This is a genomic window from Pseudomonas sp. SIMBA_068, assembly GCF_046534705.1.
Classification (GTDB): Bacteria; Pseudomonadota; Gammaproteobacteria; order Pseudomonadales; family Pseudomonadaceae; genus Aquipseudomonas; species Aquipseudomonas putida.
In genome coordinates, this window is sequence record NZ_JAWRYI010000003.1 from 76992 (window position 1) to 96098 (window position 19107).

Here is a 19107-nt window from a genome sequence, read left to right on the forward strand (position 1 = left end):
AGGATTATCGGAGAAATACCATGTCTTACGCAGTAATCGTTACCGGCGGCAAGCAGTACAAAGTCGCTGAAGGTGAATTCCTCAAGATCGAAAAACTGGAAGTCGCCACTGGCGAATCCGTGACTTTCGATCGCGTTCTGCTGGTCGCCAACGGTGAAGAAGTCACCATCGGTGCTCCAGTTGTTGCTGGCGCTAAAGTAGTGGCCGAAGTCGTTTCGCAAGGCCGCCACGACAAGGTTCGCATCATCAAGTTCCGTCGTCGTAAGCACCACATGAAGCGTATGGGCCACCGCCAGTGGTTCACCGAGATCAAAATCACCGGCATCCAGGCTTAATCCCCTAGATCCCCTGAATTTATTTGGAGAATTGAACCATGGCTCACAAGAAGGCTGGTGGTAGTACTCGTAACGGTCGCGACTCAGAATCTAAACGCCTTGGCGTGAAGATGTATGGCGGCCAGGTTATCAAGCCAGGCAACATCATCGTCCGTCAGCGCGGCACTGAATTCCACGCTGGCTACGGCGTTGGCATGGGCAAGGACCACACCTTGTTCGCCAAGATCGAAGGCGTGATCAAGTTCGAGAAGAAAGGCGAGTTCATGCGCCGTTACGTGAGCATCGTCGCCGCTTAATCGCGACGTCGCTCCAGAAGCCCCGTCATGCGACGGGGCTTTTTCGTTTGTGGTGAGCCTCTTGCAAAGCTGTTTGTCTGGGTTGCCGGCGTTGGTTTCTACGGTCGTACGGGGCCGCCGCGCTCATTTTTGCAAGAGCCTCATGTTTTTGATTCATTCAACTCGTCTACCGACGAGAGGCGGTTTTAATGAAGTTTGTTGACGAAGTATCGATTCGGGTCAAGGCCGGTGACGGCGGCAACGGTTGCATGAGCTTCCGTCGCGAGAAGTTCATCGAGAACGGTGGCCCTAACGGCGGTGACGGCGGTGACGGCGGCTCGGTGTACATGGTCGCCGACGAAAACCTGAACACCCTGGTCGACTACCGCTACACCCGTCACCACGAAGCCCAGCGCGGCTCCAATGGTGGCAGCACCGACTGCACCGGCAAGAAGGGTGAAGACCTGTTCCTGCGCGTGCCGGTCGGTACCACCGTGATTGACGCTTCCACCCAGGAAGTGATCGGTGACCTGGTCACCCCTGGCCAGAAGCTGATGGTCGCCCAAGGCGGCTGGCACGGCCTGGGCAACACCCGTTTCAAGTCCAGCACCAACCGTGCACCGCGCCAGACCACGCCAGGCAAGCCGGGTGACCAGCGCGACCTGAAGATGGAAATGAAGGTGTTGGCTGACGTTGGCCTGCTGGGCCTGCCCAACGCCGGCAAGAGTACCTTCATCCGCTCGGTCTCGGCCGCCAAGCCGAAAGTGGCCGACTACCCGTTCACCACCCTGGTGCCAAACCTGGGCGTGGTCAGCGTCGACCGCTGGAAGAGCTTCGTCATCGCCGACATCCCCGGCCTGATCGAAGGTGCTTCCGACGGTGCCGGCCTGGGTATCCGCTTCCTCAAGCACCTGGCGCGCACCCGCGTGCTGCTGCACCTGGTGGACATTGCGCCGCTGGACGAAAGCAGCCCGGCCGATGCTGCCGAAGTGATCGTCAACGAGCTGACCCGCTTCAGCCCGTCGCTGGCCGAGCGTGAGCGTTGGCTGGTACTGAACAAGTCGGACATGGTCATGGACGACGAGCGCGATGAGCGTGTTCAGGAGGTGATCGATCGCCTGGAGTGGGAAGGCCCGGTCTACGTGATCTCGGCGATCTCCAAGCAGGGTACCGACAAGCTCAGCCACGACCTGATGCGCTACCTCGAAGACCGCGCCGACCGCCTGGCCAACGACCCGGCCTACGCCGCCGAGCTGGCCGACCTCGACCAGCGCATTGAAGACGAAGCCCGTGCCCAGCTGCAGGCCCTGGACGACGCGCGTACCCTGCGCCGTACTGGCGTCAAGAGCGTGCACGACATCGGTGACGATGACGCTTGGGACGATGATTTCGAGGACGACGAAGACGGTCCGGAAATCATTTACGTGCGCGACTGACCGGTTGCAGTACACTAAACGCCGCTCTCTGGAGCGGCGTTTTTGTATCCACGGTATCTACAGATTCGACATAGGTTGGAAGAAGATGCGAAGCAAGGTGACGGGCGCCAAGCGCTGGGTCGTGAAGATTGGCAGTGCTCTGCTGACCGCCGATGGCAAGGGCCTCGACCGCGGTGCCATGGCCGTTTGGGTCGAGCAGATGGTCGCGCTGCGTGAGGCAGGCGTGGAGTTGGTACTGGTCTCCTCCGGGGCCGTGGCTGCCGGCATGAGCCAGCTGGGTTGGACTTCGCGACCGAGCGCGATGAACGAGCTGCAGGCCGCTGCCGCGCTCGGCCAGATGCGCCTGGTGCAGGCCTGGGAGTCGAGCTTCGGCGAACACGGCAAGCACACCGCGCAAATCCTGCTGACCCATGACGACCTGTCCGACCGCAAGCGTTACCTGAACGCCCGCAGCACCCTGCGCACCTTGGTCGACCTGGGCGTGGTGCCGGTGATCAACGAAAACGACACCGTGGTCACCGACGAAATCCGCTTCGGCGACAACGACACCCTGGCAGCGCTGGTGGCCAACCTGGTCGAGGCCGACCTGCTGGTGATCCTCACCGACCGCGATGGCATGTTCGACGCCGACCCGCGCAACAACCCCGAAGCCCAGCTGATCTACGAAGCCCGTGCCGACGACCCGACGCTGGATGCCGTGGCCGGTGGTACCGGTGGTGCCCTGGGCCGTGGCGGCATGCAGACTAAACTGCGCGCCGCGCGCCTGGCCGCCCGTTCCGGTGCCCACACCATCATCATCGGTGGCCGCATCGAGCGCGTGCTGGACCGCCTCAAGGCGGGCGAGCGCCTGGGTACCTTGCTTTCGCCCGAGCGCGGCATGCTCGCTGCGCGCAAGCAGTGGCTGGCCGGCCACCTGCAGACCCGTGGCACCCTGGTGCTGGATGCCGGCGCCGTGCAGGCGCTGCGCCAGGCCAACAAGAGCCTGTTGCCGGTTGGCGTGAAGACCGTGCAGGGCAGCTTCCGCCGTGGCGAGATGGTGGTGTGCGTTGGCCCGGACGGTGTTGAAGTGGCCCGCGGGTTGGCCAACTACAGCGCCCTGGAGGCGCAGAAGATCATCGGTCAGTCGTCCGATGGTATCGAGTCGATCCTTGGCTACAGCGCTGAGCCCGAGCTGGTACACCGTGACAATCTGGTGCTGGTATGAGCCTGTTCAAGCGAGTGATTGCCGTGGTGGCGCTGGCGCTGCCAATGCTGGCCGGGGCCGAGGAAGTCGGCCAGGTGTCCACTGTCTTCAAGTTCCTGGGGCCGAACGACCGCATCGTGGTCGAAGCGTTTGACGACCCCAAGGTGGAGGGCGTGACCTGCTACCTGTCGCGGGCCAAGACTGGCGGCATGAAGGGTGGCCTGGGGCTGGCGGAGGACCGTGCGGAGGCGTCGATTGCCTGTCGTCAGGTCGGGCCGATCAACTTCAAGGGTGAGTTGAAAGACGGCGAGGAAGTGTTCAAGGAACGCACCTCGCTGGTGTTCAAGACCATGCAGGTGGTGCGCTTCCTGGACAAGAAGCGCAATACGCTGGTGTACCTGGTGTACAGCGACCGCATGATCGAAGGCAGCCCGCAGAACGCAGTGACCGCGATCCCGATCCTGCCTTGGGCTCATTGATAGCCCGTTGAATCGCGGGAGGCCTACGGCCTCCGTTCGCGGCACAAGGCCGCTCCTACAGGGATATGCGTCCCCTTGTAGGAGCGGCCTTGTGCCGCGAATGGGCCGCAACGCGGCCCCATACACAAATGTCAGGCCAGTTCCTCGGCCTTATCCTCGCGCACAACCGCCTTTACCTCATCCAGCCGGCTGATGAACTTCCAGTCCGCCTCGTCGATGTAGATGCCGTTCGGGCCGCTGCCGCCTTCCAGGTCGATCGCCACGTGCGCGGATACCTGGGGCTTCACACTCGCCAGAATCGGTACGAAGCCCAGCTGCAAACTGGTCTCCAGCAGTGCGGCCTGGTTGCGTTCGTCGATGTCCGCTGCTTCGTCCAGGTAGTACGGCAGGCGAATGCGCCCGGCCAGGTCGCGGTCCATCAGGTGCAGCAACAAGTACATGTTGGTCAGCGCCTTGATGGTCATGGTGGTGCCGTTGGACGCAGCGCCGTCGATGTCGGCGTGGATGATCGGCTGGCCGTTGACCTTGGTGATCTCGAACGCCAGCTCGAACAGGTCTTTCAGGCCCAGCTGGTTGTGGTTGGCTGCCACAAGGCGTGCCAGGTATTCCTTGGCCTCTTCGTTCTTGTTGTCCTGCTCGGCGCTTTGGGTCAGGTCGAACACCGACAAGGTTTCGCCTTCTTCGTACTGGCCGGCACTGTGGATGATCTGGTCGATGTGCTTGAGCGCTTCCTTGTTCGGCGCCAGCACCACGCGGAAGCTCTCCAGGTTGGAAACCTGGCGCTTGTTGATCTCGCGGTTGAACAGCGCCAGCTGGTGCTCGAGGCTGTCGTAGTCACTGCGGATGTTGCGCAGGGTCCGGGCGATGTCGGTGACCGCGGCGCGGCGTGCCTTGGCGAGGGTCAGGGCTTCTTCGGTACGGTGCGCATAGGCGTTCACCAGCAGCTGCAGACGGCGCTCCATGTCGTCTTCGCTGTCGAATTTGGCCACGCCTTTCAGGCGCACCTGGGCATACAGCGCCTCGATCTGGTTGTCTACCCGTTGCAGGCCTTGCCAGCTGTCCTGGTAATCGTTGAGCAGGGGCAGCAGGTTGTCCATCGAGTCGTCGATGGCTTCCATGAACGGGGTGCCGTAAGGCAGGTCGGCCGGCAGCAGCTGGCGACGGCGCAGGGCGTCTTCCAGGGTGCGCTGCTTGGACTCGAGGTCGCCGATCTGGCGGCCGACCAGCTGCAGCTTGGCCGACAGCTGCTGGACGCGCTCGGTGAAGGCATCACTGGAGCGCTTGAGTTCGTCCTGGGCGGCTTCCAGTTGCGACAGCTGTTCCAGCTTCTCGGGCTCTTCGGCTGCCAGGGTTTCGCTGCGGCGGAAGTCTTCCAGCGCCTTCTGCGCGTCCAGCACTTGCTGGTACAGGGTTTCGGTCTGCGCCTTCGAGGCGGTGCGGTCGGCGGTTACAGCCTGCTGGGTCTTGAGCTGTTTCAGCTCCTTTTCCAGGCGCTCTTTCTGGTCGCGCAGGGCGGCGCGGTCGGCCAGGGCCTGCAGCGCCGGTGGGTCGATGTGGGTGAGGTCGATGGACAGGCCCGGGGCTTCGAAACGCTCGCCCTTGAAACCGTCCAACACCGCTTCCAGCGATTTTACCCAGAGGGCGCTGTCGTCCAGCTCGATGCCACGGTCGCCCAGCGGCAGGCTGAACAGTGCACCGTTGAACAGGCGCATCAGGCGGTCGACGTCCTGCTGCGAGAACTCCTCGCGCAGGCGGGCGTAGCTGTTGTTGTCAGCGTGGTCCAGTTGCTGCTTGACCTGCTTCAGGCGTTTTTCCAGGTCGCGTACGCGCTCGTCCAGGTCTTCGGCACTGAACTGGCGCGACTGCGCCAAGGCGCCGGCCAGTTCGTCGTGGGCGTCCTTGGCCGCCAGCAGCTGCTGCTCCAGTACCTTGACGTCATCGACCAGGGCAAAGCGGTGCTTGAGCACCGACAGCTCGCCCAGCCAGCGCTGGATGCCGGTGATTTCACGCTCCAGGCGCATCAGCTCCTGGGTGCCGCCGCGCTGGTCGTTCTGCAGGCGGTCCTGCTCGCCACGGTAGTGCTCGGACTGGATGACCAGCTCTTCCTTGCGCGCCATGGCGTATTCCTGCCAGGTGCCCAGCAGGGTGTCGAGCACTGGCGAAATGCGGTGCAGCTTGCCACGCAGGATGTCGCGCTGGGCTACACCACCGGCCAGGGCCTCGACCAGCGGGCCGGCGGCGACCAGGGCGTTGTAGTCCTGCTCCATGCGGCGCACGTCGCGGAAGGCTTCCTCGCACGCGGCGATGTAGTCGACGCTGCCCGAACGCAGGCTGTGCTCGAAGGCGTCAAGGAACAGTTGCTTGAGCTTGGCCGCAGTGATTTCGCGCATGTGCAGCAGGTTGATGAACAGCGCGCGGAAGGTTTTCAGGCTTTGCTCGCTGGTGGAGCGCAGCGGGATCATGGTCAGGTCCAGCGGCACCGAGGTGTGGCCGCCAACCAGCAGGCGGCGCAGTTCGTCCGGCTTCAGCTCGTAGGCTTTGATGCCCAGCCGCTCCAGGTTGGTGAACAGCTCTTTCTGGCGCAGGCAGGTGTCGTTCTTCTGGTAATGGGCCAGGTCCAATTCGCCTTTGTAGGCGAAGAACTGGTGACCGAAACCGCCGCCCGGGCCGCGGCCGACCACGCCGATCACGTGCGGGCCGTGGGGCAGGCTCAGCTCACAGAGAATGTACGAGGTGTCGCTGGCGAAGTAGAAGCGGCGCGACTGCTCGAGGCTGTACTTGCCGAAACTCATGTCTGACATGCGTGCCAGGATCGGGAACTGCAGGGCGTTGATCGACGCCGACTTACCCAGGTTGTTGGCACCGTAGACCGACAGCGGGTGTTCCAGGGGGAACAGGCCAAGGCTGTAGCCGGCGGTGTTGAGCAATGCAAAGCGGCGGATGCCGTAGCGTTCCTGGCTCATGCGTCAATCTCCTGTTGCTCTTCGCGGATGGCCCGGGCCAGGGCGTCCTCTTCGCTTTCCTCGCCCTCGAAGGGCGTGAGGTCGAGCGGATCGTCGGTGCGGTTGAGTTCTTCGGGGCTTTCTTCCTCGACCAGCACCGGGGTCGGCAGCGGCAGCACGCTATGCAGGGTGGCGGCCAGGTCGCGGTCCTGCTGCACCGAAAGGCACACATCGAGGAAGCGGTGCATCGGCGGCAGGAAGCGGTAGATGCCGCCTTCTTCATGGGCGAAGCCAAGTTGGGTCATGCGGCGCAGGATTTTTTCTTCCAGCTCGTCCACGGTTTGCACTTCGGCCTGCAGGAACAGGTCGCGGTACTTGTCCAGCAGCGAGGGGAGTTCGTCGCGGCCGATGCTGCCGCCGTCCAGCACGGCCATCGGGTCACGGCCCTGGTCGGCCAGGTGCTCGACCAGGATGAAGGTGAACAGCGACAGGCGCTGCGCGGTCTTGTTGACCTGCGCGGCGGTCATGTCCGGCACGAAGTAATAGAAACCGCGGGTGTCGCACACCAGCTCGAAGCCCAGGGCCTTGAACAGAGTGCGGTACTGGTCCTGGAAGTTTGACAGCTGCGCGTACAACTCGGGATCGCGGCGGCTGACGTGGAAGCCTTTGAACAGCTCGCGGAAGATCGGCGCGAGCTGGGACAGTTCGGAAAGATCAAGATGCATGGGCTGGGCTCGCGTTGGGTTCGGTAGTCGCGCTGGTGGCGTCTTCGCGGCTGGAGGTCAGGGCGTACGAGCGCAGGCTGACCAGGTGTTCCTGGGTGGTGTATTCGCGGCGGTCGAGGCGTTCGCGCTTGAAGCGCTTTTCCCGCGACAGGCGTGAGAACCAGTACAGCAGTTCGTCGGTGGCGCCTTCGGGTTCCTGCTCCAGCAGCCAGACCATCAGGTCGGGCAGCGGCAGGGCCTGTTCGCAGCGTTCGGCCATTTCCTTGACCGTGCGAGGTGCACGGGGCAGGGCGCCGGACTGGGTCTTGTGGGCCTTGGGGAAGCGCGCCGGCTTGGGCTCGAAGCGCGCCAGGGCGTACACATAGGCTTCGACCTGGCTGGCACTGCCGAGGAAGGTGCTCTGCGGGCGGGTGAACATCGGCATGGCCGCCTGCGGCACGGCGTCGATGCCCTTGCGCCGGATCACCGACAGGGCCAGCGCGGCGCCACGGGTCACGGCGTTGTGACGGCGGGCTTCTTCGCGCAGCGGCAGCAGCAGTTCACGGGCGTGGCGCAGGGTCAGCTGGGCGCTGGTCTGCATTTCCAGGATACGTGCGTGGGTGCGCAGCAGCATGTCGTCGTCGACCAGGTGGCCCAGGCGGGCCTGTTCGCCCAGCAGCTTCAGCAGCACGGTCTCGACCTTGCGCACGCCTTGTTCGAAGGCGCCGTCGGCGTTCACCAGCTGGATCATCGGCTCGACGTATTCATCCCAGGTGGCCAGTACTTCGGCATAACGCTGGCGCAGCGGGATCTGGCGGTTGCTGGTCTTGGCCCGCTCGGCCACGGCGACCAGTGCCTGTTCGTCGTTATCGAGCTTTTTCAGCACATCGCGCACGCGCATGTCGAGCAGGCGCAGCTGGCGCGCCAGGTCGTCGCTGTCGCGGTTGTCGAAGGCGTCCTGGATATGGCCGGCGAGGCGTTCGAGGTGGCGCAGGTAGGCTTCGATCTCCAGGCACAGGCCCAGGCGGTGTTCGCGGCGCAGGTACGCAAGAAAGTCGTGGATCTGCGCGTTGAGCTCGAAGCGGTTCGGGCTCTTGGCCACCGGGACCAGGATATCCAGGCGGATCCATACGTCGAGTAGCTGGGTGATGTCCTGCGGGGTGCTTTCGAGCTGCTGGCGGCCCACATGCTGGCGCAACTCGACCAGGCTCAGGGTGCCCTGGTCGAAACGCTCGCACAGCGGCTCGATCAGGGCCCAGTGTTCGGCTAGGGCGCGCAGGACGCGCTTGGGTTCGATCATTGGCTTCGACTCGTTGCCAAGAAAAAGGGGGCGATTGTACTGCATCCGGGGGGGAGGTTTTCACCCCTTGGTCTGTAATGAGAGATAACCTTATGGCCAGTAGGTGTATGGCGTTGTTTTTGGGGGGGGTTGAAATCGAGCGCCGCCCGCGCGGCGCTTCGCAACACAAGGCTGCTCCTACATCTGTTTCGGGCCAGTGACGCCTGTACCCGTGCGCGCGACCGCCTGGTTTGTTCGACACGATGTCCAGGTGAACACCAGGGGGCGCGCGCCTTTGTCTCAGGAATAACTGGCCCGAAACAGATGTAGGAGCAGCCTTGTGCTGCGAAGCGCCGCGCGGGCGGCGCTCGGTCTGATAGGCGCTGCAAAAACCACGGCGTACACGTTAGAATGCCCAACTGTCTTGAGCCCCCCGGATACCCGCCCCTTGCTGACCGAACCCCGTCGCCGCGCCTACCTTTCCGCCATGCAAGTGGTGCACTGGCTGCCGCGCGCCGAACTGCCGTTCGCCGCACCGTCGCGCCCCGAGCTGCTATTGCCGGTGGTGCCGGTCGAGGACATCGATTTCGAGGTCAGGCCGGCACCGGCTGCAAACGAAACGCCCGCCAGCCCCCAGGCCCGCTCCGGTGAGCGGCCGAAAATCGAGATCCCGCGCCCGGGTAGCGTGCCCAAGCCTGCCGCCAAGCCCGTCGAGGCCGAAGAGCAGCCCGCACCGCCAAGGCCGGCCCCGGTGCCGCCACCGCGCTTCTCGCTGCAGTTGCTGCGCGCTGGCAGCTGCCTGCTGCTGGTAGAACTGGCCACCGGCCAGCCGTTCCAGAGTCGCGACCCGTCCTACCTGCTGCTAAAGGACATGCTGCGCGCCGCCGGCCTGCCTGACGCCCCGCAGATCATCGGCGAACCGGTGCGCTGGCCGTTGCTGGTACGCGGCAACATGGACCAGGGCCCCGAAGCCGCGCGCGACTTCGTCCAGGGCTTTGTCCAGGCGCGCCTGGAAGACGCCCCGAGTACCTGCCTGTGGCTGATCGGCTTGCCGGCACTGCGCTTTGCCGCCAATGCTGATGCCGAGGCCTATTACCAAACCCTTGAGCTGGACGGCCTGGGCGATGCCTGGGCGCTGCCGGGCCTTGAATTGTTGATGGACGAGCCGCAGCGCAAGGCGGACGTCTGGAAAGCCATGCGCCAGCTGATGGCGCGCTGGAAGAGCGTTGAATGAGTGAATCGATCAGTTTTCGCCCGATGACCGAGGCGGATCTGGATGCCGTACTTAAGATCGAATATGCCGCGTTCAGTCACCCCTGGACCCGCGGGATCTTTCAGGATGCGCTCAAGTCGTACGAAGTCTGGCTGATGTTCGATGGCCAGCAGCAGGTTGGCCATGGGGTGATCAACGTGATCATCGACGAGGCGCACCTGCTCAATATCACCGTCAAACCGGAAAACCAGGGGCGCGGCCTGGGCCTGCGCCTGCTGGAGCACCTGATGGCCCGGGCTTACCAGCTCAATGGCCGCGAATGCTTCCTGGAAGTACGCGCCAGCAACCAGTCGGCCTATCGTTTGTACGAGCGCTACGGTTTCAACGAAATCGGCCGCCGTCGCGACTATTATCCGATTGCCGGGGGCCGTGAAGATGCCCTGGTGATGGCCTGCACGCTGCTTGAAGACTGACCTCGCACAGTCGGCGCCATCCACCGCGTAGCTTTCTTTGTTCTCTATGCAGGGATGGATAAAGAATGAAAAAACTGCTTCTGGCGGCAGGCCTGCTGATAGCGGGTACTGCCCACGCCGACCAACGCGACCTGTGGATGTTCGCCCAGTGGGCCGGCGACCATCAAACCCGTCCCTTCCGTGAAATGCTGGTGGATGCCCGTCTTTACGGTGTGGTGCCTATCCACCAACTGCTGCGTTCGGCCTCGGACTGGAAGCTGTGCCACGCGTCTCCCTTCGCCGTGCCGCCTGTGAGCAACTGGCCGGCTGTACGCTCGACCCTCTCGCTGATCAAGGTGCTCGACGGCCAAGGCATCCTGCGTCAGTTCGAGGTGGTTTCGGCCTATCGCGACCCTCGTCTGAATGCGTGCGCAGGCGGTGCTGCCGACAGTGCCCATACCCGCGCCTTCGCCGTCGATATTCTGTTGCCGGCCTGGGCTGACCCTAACCCGCTGTGCCGTTTCTGGCAGCAGCATGGCCAGGCGTGGAGCATGGGCCTGGGGCGCTACCCGTCGGGGCGCATCCATCTGGATACCGCGGGCTATCGCACCTGGGGCGGCGATGGCAGCGCGGGGTCGTCGTTTTGCGTCAAACCCAGGTGAGCCAGGCAGCGCTGGCACTCGCCCATTACCCACTCTGCGAAGCGCTGGCGCTTGCCGCTGTCGTCCAGGGGCTGTGGGCTAAGCAGGTGATAAGCCGAGCCATCGCGCACAAAACCGAACGGTGCCTGCAGCTGCCCGCTGTCGAGTTCGTCGCGCACCATCAGGGCTGAGGCCATGGCCAGGCCCAGGCCGGCGCTGGCGGCCTGGATCGTCAGGTAGAAGTGTTCGTAGTCGCTGCGTTCGTTGTGCCGCGCCTGCTGGCCGCTGAGGCGCAGCCAGGTGGGCCAGGCAGCGGCGCGGGTGGTGCTGTGCAGCAGGCGTTGGCCGTCGAGCTGGGTGGGGGAGGTGGGGTGGCACACCGGGCCGATCCATTCGTCGCAGATTTTTTGATTGAACAGCTGGTTGTCCCAGTGGAAGTCGTCGCGGCGGATGGCCAGGTCGACACCGCTGCGGGCGAAGTCCAGCGGCCCGCCGGCGGCCACCAGGTGCAACTGCAGGTCGGGGTGGTCCGCATGGAAGCGGGGCAGGCGCGGGATCAGCCAGCGCATGGCGATGGTCGGCTCGCAGGACAGCACCAGCACATTGTCGCGGGCCTGTTGTTGCAAGCGCTGCACGGCGCCTTCGAGCTGTTCGAAAATCGCCTGGGTGGTGCCTTGCAGGGCACGGCCGGCGGAGGTGAGGAAAATGGCCCGGTTACGGCGCTCGAACAGCGCCACGCCAAGGCTTTCTTCAAGCAGGCGTATTTGGCGGCTGACCGCGCCGTGGGTGACGTGCAGGTGCTCGGCGGCGCGCACGAAGCTCTCGGTCTGGGCGGCGATGTCGAAGTAGCGGAAGGCGTTGAGCGGCGGCAGTTTCATGGCATCCCTTTTTGCCTGTGCCGGCCTCTTCGCGGGTGAACCCGCGAAGAGGCCGGTACAGGGTCTAAATATCTGTGAGGAAAACTATCAGATATGCCTCACTATAAATCGATTTTTCCTGGTTCATAAGCCCTCGATAATCCCCAAGTCTGTGCATTTTCATCGCCTATCGAGAGCCATCAGCATGACCGAAATTATCGCCGTCGCCCTGTTCACCTTGCTCGCCGTCATCAGCCCTGGCGCCGATTTCGCCATGGTCACCCGCAGCAGTTATGCACAAGGCCGCAAGGCCGGGCTGGCCGCCGCGATCGGCATCGCGTTGGGGGTGCAGGTGCACGTGCTGTACACGGTGCTGGGCATTGCCGTGATCATCAGCCAGAGCCCGGCGCTGTTCCTGGTCATGAAAGTGCTCGGTGCGGGTTACCTGATCTACCTGGGCTACAAGTCGCTGACCAACACTCAGCGCATCCACCTCGAGGGCGGCAGTCAACCCGCTGCCAGCGTGCTGAACGCCCTGCGCACGGGCTTTCTGACCAATGCCCTGAACCCCAAGACCATGTTGTTCGTTATCAGCGCTTTCACCCAGGTGGTGCAGCCGGGCAGCCCGCTGGCGCTGGATTTCGCCTACGGCGCGTTCATGTCCTTTGCCCATTGGCTGTGGTTCAGCCTGGTTGCAGTGTTTTTCTCCAGTACTGCGTTGCGCAAGGCGATGATCGACCGGCAAGTGCTGGTGGACCGCGTCATCGGGCTGGCGCTGATCGGCCTTGGGCTGGCAGTGGCGGTGACGGGGATTCGTTGAGGGGCGATTGCATGTTAGGGGTAGCTGCTTGCTCAAATTGAAAGCGTGCAGCTTTTTCGCAGGCAAAGAAAAAGGGCTTACCTTGCGGTAAGCCCTTCGTCTTGTTTGGTGGCTACACAGGGACTTGAACCCCGGACCCCAGCATTATGAATGCTATGCTCTAACCAACTGAGCTATGTAGCCGATGGCGCGCATTATTCTCTTGAACGGACCCTCTGTCAACACTCATTTCAAAAAAAATTTGCACGCTTTCAAAAACTTAGCGGCCGGGCTTGGTTTCAGTGCACCACAAGCCAGTGCCCGAGCACGCCCTGAAGCTGCAGATGCTGGGCCGCCGCCAGAGATTGCAGGCTTTCGCGAGGGTGGTCTAGGTTGAAATCACCGCTCACGCGCCGATGGGCCATTTGTTCATCCACCATCCACACGCGCTGCCCTTGGTAGCTGGCCAGGCGCTCCAGCACCTGGCCCAATGGCATGTCGGTGGCTTTCAGACGGCCGTTGCGCCAGCTGTCTGAGGTTTTCAGGTCAGCCTTCTGCACCGGGTCGATGCGTGTGTCATTGAAGGTGACCCGCTCGCCCGCAGAGACCATGCGCTGTTCACCCCCCTGGGTGACCATGGCCTTGCCACTGAGTACCACAAGTTCATCATGACCGGCATGGCGGGCTACCTGCAGGCGGGTGCCGAACACCTGGATGCGTGCGTTGCCCACGTCCACTTCCATGGCCCGGCCGTCGAGCACGACTTCCAGGTACACCTGGCCCTGCACCAAATGCAGTTGGCGGGTGCGGCCGCGCAGGTCGATGTTCATTGCGCTGGCGCTGTCCAGGTTCAGGGTCGTGCCATCCGCCAGGCGTGTGCTACGCCGCTCGCCCACGTCGGTGTGCAGCTCGCTGGCCAGGCGCTGCAGCAGCGGCCAGTACAGGTAGGCTGCGGCGCCCAACCCGACCAGGAACCCCAGCGCCAGCCATTTACCCAGGTGGCTGCGGCGTACCGTGACGTGCCGTGGGCGAGGGCGGGCGGGTGGTGGCTGCAGTTGTTGCCAGAACGTTTCCAGCTCGGCGTAGGCCTGGGAGTTTTCGGGTGCCTGGCACCAGGCTGCGAATGCCTGGCGCTGGGTTTCGTCGCAACCGGGCTGGCGCAACAGCGAAAACCATTCCAGCGCTTCCTGCTGTGGGTCGGGCTGCTGCAGCTGCTTGGCGGGCATCGGGCTCATGGGTTCAGTCTGCTCACGATAGGGGCCGTTTCGCCCAACGATGACAGGGGTATGGGCCGAGGATGCTAATTATATTGAGAACCATTTTCAAGTACGTTGCGACGGAGGGATAAAAAAGGTAGCTATGTATCTATTTGTTTCCCGATAATCGGATCCCAAACTGAGGACGGAGATTCAGGCACATGGCCACCAGTAGCGCCTCCACGGCATCCACCAGCGCAGCGGCGAGCCAAGCGACGCCGCTGGTAATGCGCATCATCGGCTTCTGCGCCCTGGCGCACTTGATCAACGATCTGATCCAGTCGGTGCTGCCGGCGATCTACCCGATGCTCAAGGCCAATTACGACCTGAGCTTCGCCCAGATCGGCCTGATCACCCTGACGTTCCAGATCACCGCTTCGCTGCTGCAACCCTGGGTCGGCTTTTTTACTGACCGCCGGCCAGCGCCGAACCTGTTGCCGATGGGCACCCTGTGCACGCTGGTGGGGATCGTGATGCTGGCCTTCGTCGGCAGCTTCCCGATGATTCTGCTGGCTTCGGCGCTGGTGGGCATCGGCTCGTCGACGTTCCACCCGGAAACCTCGCGTATAGCGCGCCTGGCCTCTGGCGGGCGCTTCGGCCTGGCCCAGTCGACCTTCCAGGTGGGCGGCAACACCGGCTCCGCACTGGGCCCACTGCTGGCGGCGGCCATCGTCATTCCGTTCGGCCAGACCCACGTGGCCTGGTTCGGCCTGGCCGCATTGTTCTTCCTCGGTGTAACCCTGATGCTGCGCGGCTGGTACAAGGAACACCTCAACCAGGCCAAGGCGCGCAAGGCGGTGCAGGCCACCCATGGCATTTCACGGAATCGGGTGATCGCGGCGCTGATCGTGCTGGGCCTGCTGGTGTTCTCCAAGTACTTCTACATGGCCAGCTTCACCAGCTACTTCACCTTCTACCTGATCGAGAAGTTCGATGTGTCGGTGGCCAGCTCGCAGTTGCACCTGTTCCTGTTCCTGGGTGCAGTGGCGGCGGGCACGTTCTTTGGCGGCCCGATCGGGGACCGCATCGGGCGCAAGGCCGTGATCTGGTTCTCGATCCTGGGGGTGACGCCGTTCACCCTGGCGCTGCCGTATGCCGACCTGTTCTGGACCACCGTGCTGAGCGTGGTGATCGGCTTTATCCTGGCCTCGGCGTTTTCCGCGATCGTGGTGTATGCGCAGGAACTGGTGCCGGGTAGCGTGGGCATGATCGCCGGCATCTTCTTCGGGCTGATGTTCGGCTTTGGCGGCATTGGCGCGGCGCTGCTGGGGTATGTGGCGGACCTGCGCGGTATCGAGTATGTGTACGGGCTGTGCTCGTTCCTGCCGTTGTTCGGGTTATTGGCGGTGTTCTTGCCGTCTACAGGTAAACGCTGAAATCGCTGGGGGCTGCTTTGCAGCTCATTCGCAGCACAAGGCTGCTCCTACAGGCAGCACGCGCTCGTTGTAGGAGCAGCCTTGTGCTGCGAATGGGCCTCGTAGAGGCCCCAGGGCGGTTGACTACCCTCCTTCAGGTGGCTAGAGTGCCGCCTCTTTTTACCCACCACCTGCGTAGTAGCCAGAGCAATGCGCCGTAACCCGTCCCTCCCACATGCCCGCCAGCCTGCCCTCCAGGCCTTGCGTCGTGCCTGGCCGAGAGACACGGTGCTCAAGCGTCGCCGCAGCGTGCTGTTCGCCTTCACCTTCTCGCCACACCTCGCCTGAACTGATCTGCGCTTTTGCGTCGCTCGCCCCCCCGGCGAGCGCGCCTGTGTCTGCACGTCTTTCTGGTTTGCAAGGAGTGGTACATGAACATGCGTTTGCTGGCGGGCCTGTTGTTCGCCGTTTCCGTCGTGGGTTTCAGCCTGGGGGCCAGCCTGCCGCTGGTGTCGTTGCGCCTGCATGAGGCCGGCGCCAGTACCCTGGAAATCGGCATCATCTCGGCCATCCCCGCTGCGGGCATGATGCTCTCGGCGTTTCTGGTCGACGCCTGCTGCCGCCACCTCACCCGGCGCACCATCTACCTGCTGAGTTTCAGCCTGTGCACCGTCAGCATCGCCCTCCTCGAATCGGCCTTCGGCTCGCTGTGGTTGCTGGCCCTGCTGCGCCTGGGCCTGGGGCTGGGCATGGGTATCGCGATCATCCTCGGCGAGTCGTGGGTCAACGAGCTGTGCCCTGAGCACAATCGCGGCAAGATCATGGCCCTTTATGCCACCAGCTTTACCGGCTTCCAGGTGCTGGGCCCGGCCATGCTCGCGGTGCTGGGCGCCAACAGCCCGTGGATCACCGGAGTGGTCACCGTCTGCTATGGCCTGGCGTTGCTGTGCATCGTGCTGACCGTTCCCAATGACCATGTCGAACATGAAGAGGGCGACAAGAGCTTCGGCCTGGCCGGCTTCTTCCGCGTGGCACCGGCGTTGTGCGTGGCGGTGCTGTTCTTCTCGTTCTTCGATGCCGTGGTGCTGTCGCTGTTGCCGGTGTACGCCACCAGCCATGGCTTTGCCGTGGGCGTGGCGGCGCTGATGGTGACGGTGGTGTTTGCCGGCGACATGCTGTTCCAGCTGCCGTTGGGTTGGCTGGCCGACCGAGTGGAGCGCACCGGGCTGCACCTGGTGTGCGGGTTGATGGCGATGTCGATTGGCATCGGCCTGCCGTGGCTGCTGAACATGACCTGGCTGCTGTGGCCGCTGCTGGTGGTGCTGGGCGCGGTTGCGGGGGGCATTTATACCCTGGCGCTGGTGCTGATCGGGCAACGTTTCAAAGGCCAGGATCTGGTCACTGCCAATGCCAGTGTGGGGTTGTTGTGGGGCGTTGGTAGCCTGATCGGCCCGCTGGTGAGTGGTGCGGCGATGGATGTGGCCCCGCACGGCCTGCCTATGGCGCTGGCGCTGATGGCCGGGTTGTTCGTGTGTTTTGCCCGGCAATCGTACCGACGCGCGGGCCGGATGCGCGCCGTGGCGGAGTGAAGTGCTTTTCAGGCTGCGCCAATGCTTACCCAGTAGCGCGTTTTGTAGTCGACACGCACCGGCAGGCTGCGGGTGAGCAACTGCAGGATCTGACCGGTATCGGCCAACTGATAGGTGCCTGACACCCTCAAGTTCGCCACCTCAGGGGCGCAGCGCAACAGGCCCGGGCGGTAGCGGGCGAGCTCTGCGACAAACTCGCCCAGTGGCATCTGCTGCACGCTGAGCACACCGTCGGTCCAGCCCCAAGGGTCGCTGTGCAGCGCCACCGTGTGGACACTGCCATTGGCCCCAACCTGTACCGTTTCGCCCGAATGCACCTGACGCGGTGAGGCCGACGTGGGAAACAGCGTAACTTCACCACGTCGCACTGCCAGCAGCAGGCCTTGGTTGTTTTCACGCAGCAGCAACTGGCCGTTGAGGGTGGTCAGCGGGCCGATGCGGGTGTCGATGTAGAACGGGCGGGTATCGTTGGGGTTGCTGTCCAGGCTGACCTCGCCACGTACCAGTTCCAACTGGCGTTGCTCGGCGCTGTAATGCAGGTCGATGGCGCTGGCAGTGTTTAGCAATATGTGGCTGCCATCGCTGACTTGCCACTGGCGCCGTTCACCCGTGGCGGTGCTGCTGTCGGCCAGCAGTTGCGGCAGGCCCAGAGGTTCGCGCGTGGCCCAACCCAGGCTGCCACCCACGGCCAGCAGGGCCAGTAGCTTGAGGTGGTCACGCCGGCTGCTGCGCTGGCGCTGGCTGCCGTCCAGGGTGCGCCGGCTCAGGTCCTTGGGCAGCCCGGCCAGTTCGTCGCCGAGTTGACTGACCCGTTGCCAGGCCAGCGGGTTGTGCGGGTGGCTGGCCAGCCAGTGCTGAAATTGCTGCTCGGTACGTGGGCTGGGGCGGTCGAAGCGCAGCTTCACCAGCCAGTCGATGGCCTGGTCGACCTGCGACTGCGCTGGCGCGGGCTCATGCATCGGCATAACGTAACCGGTAGCAGACGCCCAAGGCTTTGGCCAGGTCGCGCTCGACGGTGGCCCGCGACACTTCCAGCTGCTGAGCGATCTGCACGATGCTCAAGCCGTCCAGTTGAGCCAGCAGAAACGCCTGGCGAACACGCGGCTTGAGCTGGTGCAGGGCACGGTCGAGGCGGCCCAGGGCATCGAGAATGACCAGGCGGTGCTCTTCGCTGGGTACCTCGGCTTCGGGCAGGTGGGCCAGGCTTTGCTGGTAGGCGTGCTCCAGTGCGCGACGGCGGAACTGGTCGATCATCAGGCCACGGGCGATGCTGCTGAGATAAGCGCGTGGCTCTTTCAGCGGTGAAACCTGGCGGGCCCGCAGCAGCCGCACGAAGGTATCCTGGGCCAGGTCGGCGGCATGCTCGCTGCAACCTACCCGGTTGCGCAACCAGCCGCGAAGCCAGCTATGGTGGGCCTGGTAGAGCAGAGCGACCTCGGTCGGCTTGAGCGTGTCGTTGATCTGCATCGTAGCGAAGGCCCGGCCCTGTGAACTGTGCGATTGTGAATAGTTCTCAATTCTATGCGGGGAAAGCGGCGCAGGGCAATGGTATGCCAGGAATTCGCCGCGCAAGAACCGGCGTTTACCCGATGAACGGCTGAGCTAAGCTGGGCCTGCGTTCAACCTGTTGGAGGCGTCATGATCCTGGCCGACCTTTCGCCCGAGGCCTACTGCGAGGCCACTGAATACCTGGCAGCACTCGACTCGGACTGGTCGCGGCACATTGCTGCAATCGGGCCTTGCCTGCACCAGGCCACGCCCGGGCGTGAGCCCTACGAGGCATTGGTGCGGGCCATCGCCTACCAGCAACTGCATGCCCGTGCTGCCGAAGCAATCCTTGGCCGGTTGCTGGCGTTGTTCCCGGAGGTTGCGTTCCCGACGCCACAGCAGTTGCTGTCGGTCAGCCCGCAAACCTTGCGCGCCTGTGGGTTCTCGGCAAGCAAGATGGCCACGGTGCAAGGCATTGCCCAGGCACGGCTGGAAGGCCTGGTGCCGACGCGGGAAGAGGCATTGGCCATGGCCGACGAGGCACTGATCGAACGCCTGGTGGCCTTGCGTGGGGTAGGGCGATGGACGGTGGAGATGCTGCTGATCTATAGCCTGGAGCGTTCGGACATTCTGCCGGTGGACGATTTTGGCGTGCGCGAGGGGTACCGACGGCTGAAGGGGCTGGACAAGGCGCCGACACCTGCGCAGATGCGCTCGCTGGGCGGCGGCTGGCGGCCGTTTCGAACCGTGGCGGCCTGGTACCTGTGGCGGGCCTGAGGTTTTTGCATCGCCTGAACGGGCCCCTTCGCGGGCATGCCCGCGAA

The 19107-nt window shown here is 63.7% G+C and carries 20 protein-coding genes and 1 tRNA gene; 13 read left to right on the forward strand and 8 right to left on the reverse strand.

The window, feature by feature from the left end:
• Positions 1–20: 20 nt before the first annotated feature.
• From rplU to SB756_RS09500, 5 genes are all read left to right on the forward strand, one after another.
• Complete coding sequence (gene rplU / locus SB756_RS09480; RefSeq protein ID WP_003247466.1) at positions 21–335, forward strand: 50S ribosomal protein L21; 315 nt, start codon at positions 21–23, stop codon at positions 333–335.
• A gap of 38 nt (positions 336–373) precedes the next feature.
• On the forward strand, positions 374–631 hold the full coding sequence (gene rpmA, locus SB756_RS09485) for a 50S ribosomal protein L27 (RefSeq protein WP_003247464.1): 258 nt from the start codon (positions 374–376) through the stop codon (positions 629–631).
• A 188-nt stretch (positions 632–819) separates the two neighbouring features.
• Positions 820–2046 carry an Obg family GTPase CgtA gene (gene cgtA, locus SB756_RS09490; protein ID WP_016501543.1) on the forward strand — a complete coding sequence of 409 codons (1227 nt, stop codon included), beginning with the start codon at positions 820–822 and terminating at the stop codon, positions 2044–2046.
• 85 nt (positions 2047–2131) lie between these two features.
• Positions 2132–3250, forward strand: coding sequence for a glutamate 5-kinase (proB, locus tag SB756_RS09495; RefSeq protein WP_016501542.1), 1119 nt, complete (start codon positions 2132–2134; stop codon positions 3248–3250).
• Complete coding sequence (locus SB756_RS09500) at positions 3247–3708, forward strand: CreA family protein (RefSeq protein WP_049278050.1); 462 nt, start codon at positions 3247–3249, stop codon at positions 3706–3708. Before proB ends, SB756_RS09500 begins: the two co-directional genes overlap by 4 nt.
• A gap of 131 nt (positions 3709–3839) precedes the next feature.
• Here SB756_RS09500 and mksF read toward each other — a convergent pair whose 3' ends face one another.
• From mksF to mksB, 3 genes are read right to left on the reverse strand one after another with little or no spacing between them, the layout of a single operon-like run.
• On the reverse strand, positions 3840–6671 hold the full coding sequence (gene mksF / locus SB756_RS09505; RefSeq protein ID WP_341797523.1) for an Mks condensin complex protein MksF: 2832 nt from the start codon (positions 6669–6671) through the stop codon (positions 3840–3842).
• Positions 6668–7375: an Mks condensin complex protein MksE gene (gene mksE / locus SB756_RS09510; RefSeq protein WP_016484836.1), complete on the reverse strand. Its 708-nt coding sequence runs from the start codon at positions 7373–7375 to the stop codon at positions 6668–6670. Before mksE ends, mksF begins: the two co-directional genes overlap by 4 nt.
• A complete protein-coding gene (gene mksB / locus SB756_RS09515; RefSeq protein WP_341797524.1) occupies positions 7365–8654 on the reverse strand; it encodes an Mks condensin complex protein MksB in 1290 nt (429 codons plus the stop codon). The genes mksE and mksB overlap by 11 nt, the downstream gene beginning before the upstream one ends.
• A 427-nt stretch (positions 8655–9081) precedes the next feature.
• Here mksB and SB756_RS09520 point away from each other — a divergent pair, with 427 nt between their 5' ends.
• From SB756_RS09520 to SB756_RS09530, 3 genes are all read left to right on the forward strand, one after another.
• Positions 9082–9867 carry an energy transducer TonB gene (locus tag SB756_RS09520; RefSeq protein ID WP_341797525.1) on the forward strand — a complete coding sequence of 262 codons (786 nt, stop codon included), beginning with the start codon at positions 9082–9084 and terminating at the stop codon, positions 9865–9867.
• Positions 9864–10319, forward strand: coding sequence for a ribosomal protein S18-alanine N-acetyltransferase (gene rimI, locus SB756_RS09525; protein ID WP_341797526.1), 456 nt, complete (start codon positions 9864–9866; stop codon positions 10317–10319). The genes SB756_RS09520 and rimI overlap by 4 nt, the downstream gene beginning before the upstream one ends.
• A 65-nt stretch (positions 10320–10384) precedes the next feature.
• Entirely contained in the window at positions 10385–10960 is a 576-nt protein-coding gene (locus tag SB756_RS09530) for a D-Ala-D-Ala carboxypeptidase family metallohydrolase (protein WP_341797527.1), read from the forward strand.
• Here the strand turns inward: SB756_RS09530 and SB756_RS09535 are convergent.
• Positions 10900–11817 (reverse strand): LysR substrate-binding domain-containing protein, encoded by a 918-nt coding sequence (locus tag SB756_RS09535; RefSeq protein WP_341797528.1) that lies wholly within the window; start codon positions 11815–11817, stop codon positions 10900–10902. The two genes, SB756_RS09530 and SB756_RS09535, sit on opposite strands and share 61 nt — an antisense overlap.
• Before the next feature lie 184 nt (positions 11818–12001).
• On the opposite strand from SB756_RS09535, the gene SB756_RS09540 reads away from it, so the two are divergent.
• On the forward strand, positions 12002–12616 hold the full coding sequence (locus SB756_RS09540; RefSeq protein WP_341797529.1) for a LysE family translocator: 615 nt from the start codon (positions 12002–12004) through the stop codon (positions 12614–12616).
• Positions 12617–12722: 106 nt separating this feature from the next.
• On the opposite strand, the gene SB756_RS09545 is transcribed toward SB756_RS09540, so the two are convergent.
• Positions 12723–12799 (reverse strand) — tRNA-Met (locus SB756_RS09545).
• Positions 12800–12894: 95 nt separating this feature from the next.
• Positions 12895–13821 (reverse strand): FecR family protein, encoded by a 927-nt coding sequence (locus tag SB756_RS09550; protein WP_341798854.1) that lies wholly within the window; start codon positions 13819–13821, stop codon positions 12895–12897.
• A 191-nt stretch (positions 13822–14012) separates the two neighbouring features.
• Here SB756_RS09550 and SB756_RS09555 point away from each other — a divergent pair, with 191 nt between their 5' ends.
• From SB756_RS09555 to SB756_RS09565, 3 genes are all read left to right on the forward strand, one after another.
• On the forward strand, positions 14013–15227 hold the full coding sequence (locus tag SB756_RS09555; protein WP_061202950.1) for an MFS transporter: 1215 nt from the start codon (positions 14013–14015) through the stop codon (positions 15225–15227).
• Between the two features lie 189 nt (positions 15228–15416).
• The gene (locus SB756_RS09560) at positions 15417–15554 is read left to right on the forward strand and encodes a hypothetical protein (RefSeq protein WP_341797531.1); all 138 of its coding nucleotides are present in this window, start codon (positions 15417–15419) and stop codon (positions 15552–15554) included.
• Between the two features lie 83 nt (positions 15555–15637).
• On the forward strand, positions 15638–16795 hold the full coding sequence (locus SB756_RS09565; RefSeq protein ID WP_341797532.1) for an MFS transporter: 1158 nt from the start codon (positions 15638–15640) through the stop codon (positions 16793–16795).
• 8 nt (positions 16796–16803) lie between these two features.
• Here the strand turns inward: SB756_RS09565 and SB756_RS09570 are convergent, their stop codons facing one another.
• Both SB756_RS09570 and SB756_RS09575 read right to left on the reverse strand, forming a co-directional pair.
• Positions 16804–17760 carry a FecR domain-containing protein gene (locus SB756_RS09570; protein WP_410910741.1) on the reverse strand — a complete coding sequence of 319 codons (957 nt, stop codon included), beginning with the start codon at positions 17758–17760 and terminating at the stop codon, positions 16804–16806.
• The gene (locus tag SB756_RS09575; protein ID WP_059396029.1) at positions 17747–18262 is read right to left on the reverse strand and encodes a sigma-70 family RNA polymerase sigma factor; all 516 of its coding nucleotides are present in this window, start codon (positions 18260–18262) and stop codon (positions 17747–17749) included. The genes SB756_RS09570 and SB756_RS09575 overlap by 14 nt, the downstream gene beginning before the upstream one ends.
• A gap of 171 nt (positions 18263–18433) precedes the next feature.
• Here SB756_RS09575 and SB756_RS09580 point away from each other — a divergent pair, with 171 nt between their 5' ends.
• Complete coding sequence (locus SB756_RS09580) at positions 18434–19060, forward strand: DNA-3-methyladenine glycosylase family protein (RefSeq protein ID WP_341797534.1); 627 nt, start codon at positions 18434–18436, stop codon at positions 19058–19060.
• Positions 19061–19107 lie beyond the last annotated feature (47 nt).

What these genes read in the sequence shown, in the direction of transcription:
- rplU (WP_003247466.1), top strand. Translation starts at nt 21, where the DNA reads ATGTCTTACGCAGTAATCGTTACCGGCGGCAAGCAGTACAAAGTCGCT.
- rpmA (WP_003247464.1), top strand. Translation starts at nt 374, where the DNA reads ATGGCTCACAAGAAGGCTGGTGGTAGTACTCGTAACGGTCGCGACTCA.
- cgtA (WP_016501543.1), top strand. Translation starts at nt 820, where the DNA reads ATGAAGTTTGTTGACGAAGTATCGATTCGGGTCAAGGCCGGTGACGGC.
- proB (WP_016501542.1), top strand. Translation starts at nt 2,132, where the DNA reads ATGCGAAGCAAGGTGACGGGCGCCAAGCGCTGGGTCGTGAAGATTGGC.
- SB756_RS09500 (WP_049278050.1), top strand. Translation starts at nt 3,247, where the DNA reads ATGAGCCTGTTCAAGCGAGTGATTGCCGTGGTGGCGCTGGCGCTGCCA.
- mksF (WP_341797523.1), bottom strand. Translation starts at nt 6,671, where the DNA reads ATGAGCCAGGAACGCTACGGCATCCGCCGCTTTGCATTGCTCAACACC.
- mksE (WP_016484836.1), bottom strand. Translation starts at nt 7,375, where the DNA reads ATGCATCTTGATCTTTCCGAACTGTCCCAGCTCGCGCCGATCTTCCGC.
- mksB (WP_341797524.1), bottom strand. Translation starts at nt 8,654, where the DNA reads ATGATCGAACCCAAGCGCGTCCTGCGCGCCCTAGCCGAACACTGGGCC.
- rimI (WP_341797526.1), top strand. Translation starts at nt 9,864, where the DNA reads ATGAGTGAATCGATCAGTTTTCGCCCGATGACCGAGGCGGATCTGGAT.
- SB756_RS09530 (WP_341797527.1), top strand. Translation starts at nt 10,385, where the DNA reads ATGAAAAAACTGCTTCTGGCGGCAGGCCTGCTGATAGCGGGTACTGCC.
- SB756_RS09535 (WP_341797528.1), bottom strand. Translation starts at nt 11,817, where the DNA reads ATGAAACTGCCGCCGCTCAACGCCTTCCGCTACTTCGACATCGCCGCC.
- SB756_RS09540 (WP_341797529.1), top strand. Translation starts at nt 12,002, where the DNA reads ATGACCGAAATTATCGCCGTCGCCCTGTTCACCTTGCTCGCCGTCATC.
- SB756_RS09550 (WP_341798854.1), bottom strand. Translation starts at nt 13,821, where the DNA reads ATGCCCGCCAAGCAGCTGCAGCAGCCCGACCCACAGCAGGAAGCGCTG.
- SB756_RS09555 (WP_061202950.1), top strand. Translation starts at nt 14,013, where the DNA reads ATGGCCACCAGTAGCGCCTCCACGGCATCCACCAGCGCAGCGGCGAGC.
- SB756_RS09560 (WP_341797531.1), top strand. Translation starts at nt 15,417, where the DNA reads ATGCGCCGTAACCCGTCCCTCCCACATGCCCGCCAGCCTGCCCTCCAG.
- SB756_RS09565 (WP_341797532.1), top strand. Translation starts at nt 15,638, where the DNA reads ATGAACATGCGTTTGCTGGCGGGCCTGTTGTTCGCCGTTTCCGTCGTG.
- SB756_RS09570 (WP_410910741.1), bottom strand. Translation starts at nt 17,760, where the DNA reads ATGCCGATGCATGAGCCCGCGCCAGCGCAGTCGCAGGTCGACCAGGCC.
- SB756_RS09575 (WP_059396029.1), bottom strand. Translation starts at nt 18,262, where the DNA reads ATGCAGATCAACGACACGCTCAAGCCGACCGAGGTCGCTCTGCTCTAC.
- SB756_RS09580 (WP_341797534.1), top strand. Translation starts at nt 18,434, where the DNA reads ATGATCCTGGCCGACCTTTCGCCCGAGGCCTACTGCGAGGCCACTGAA.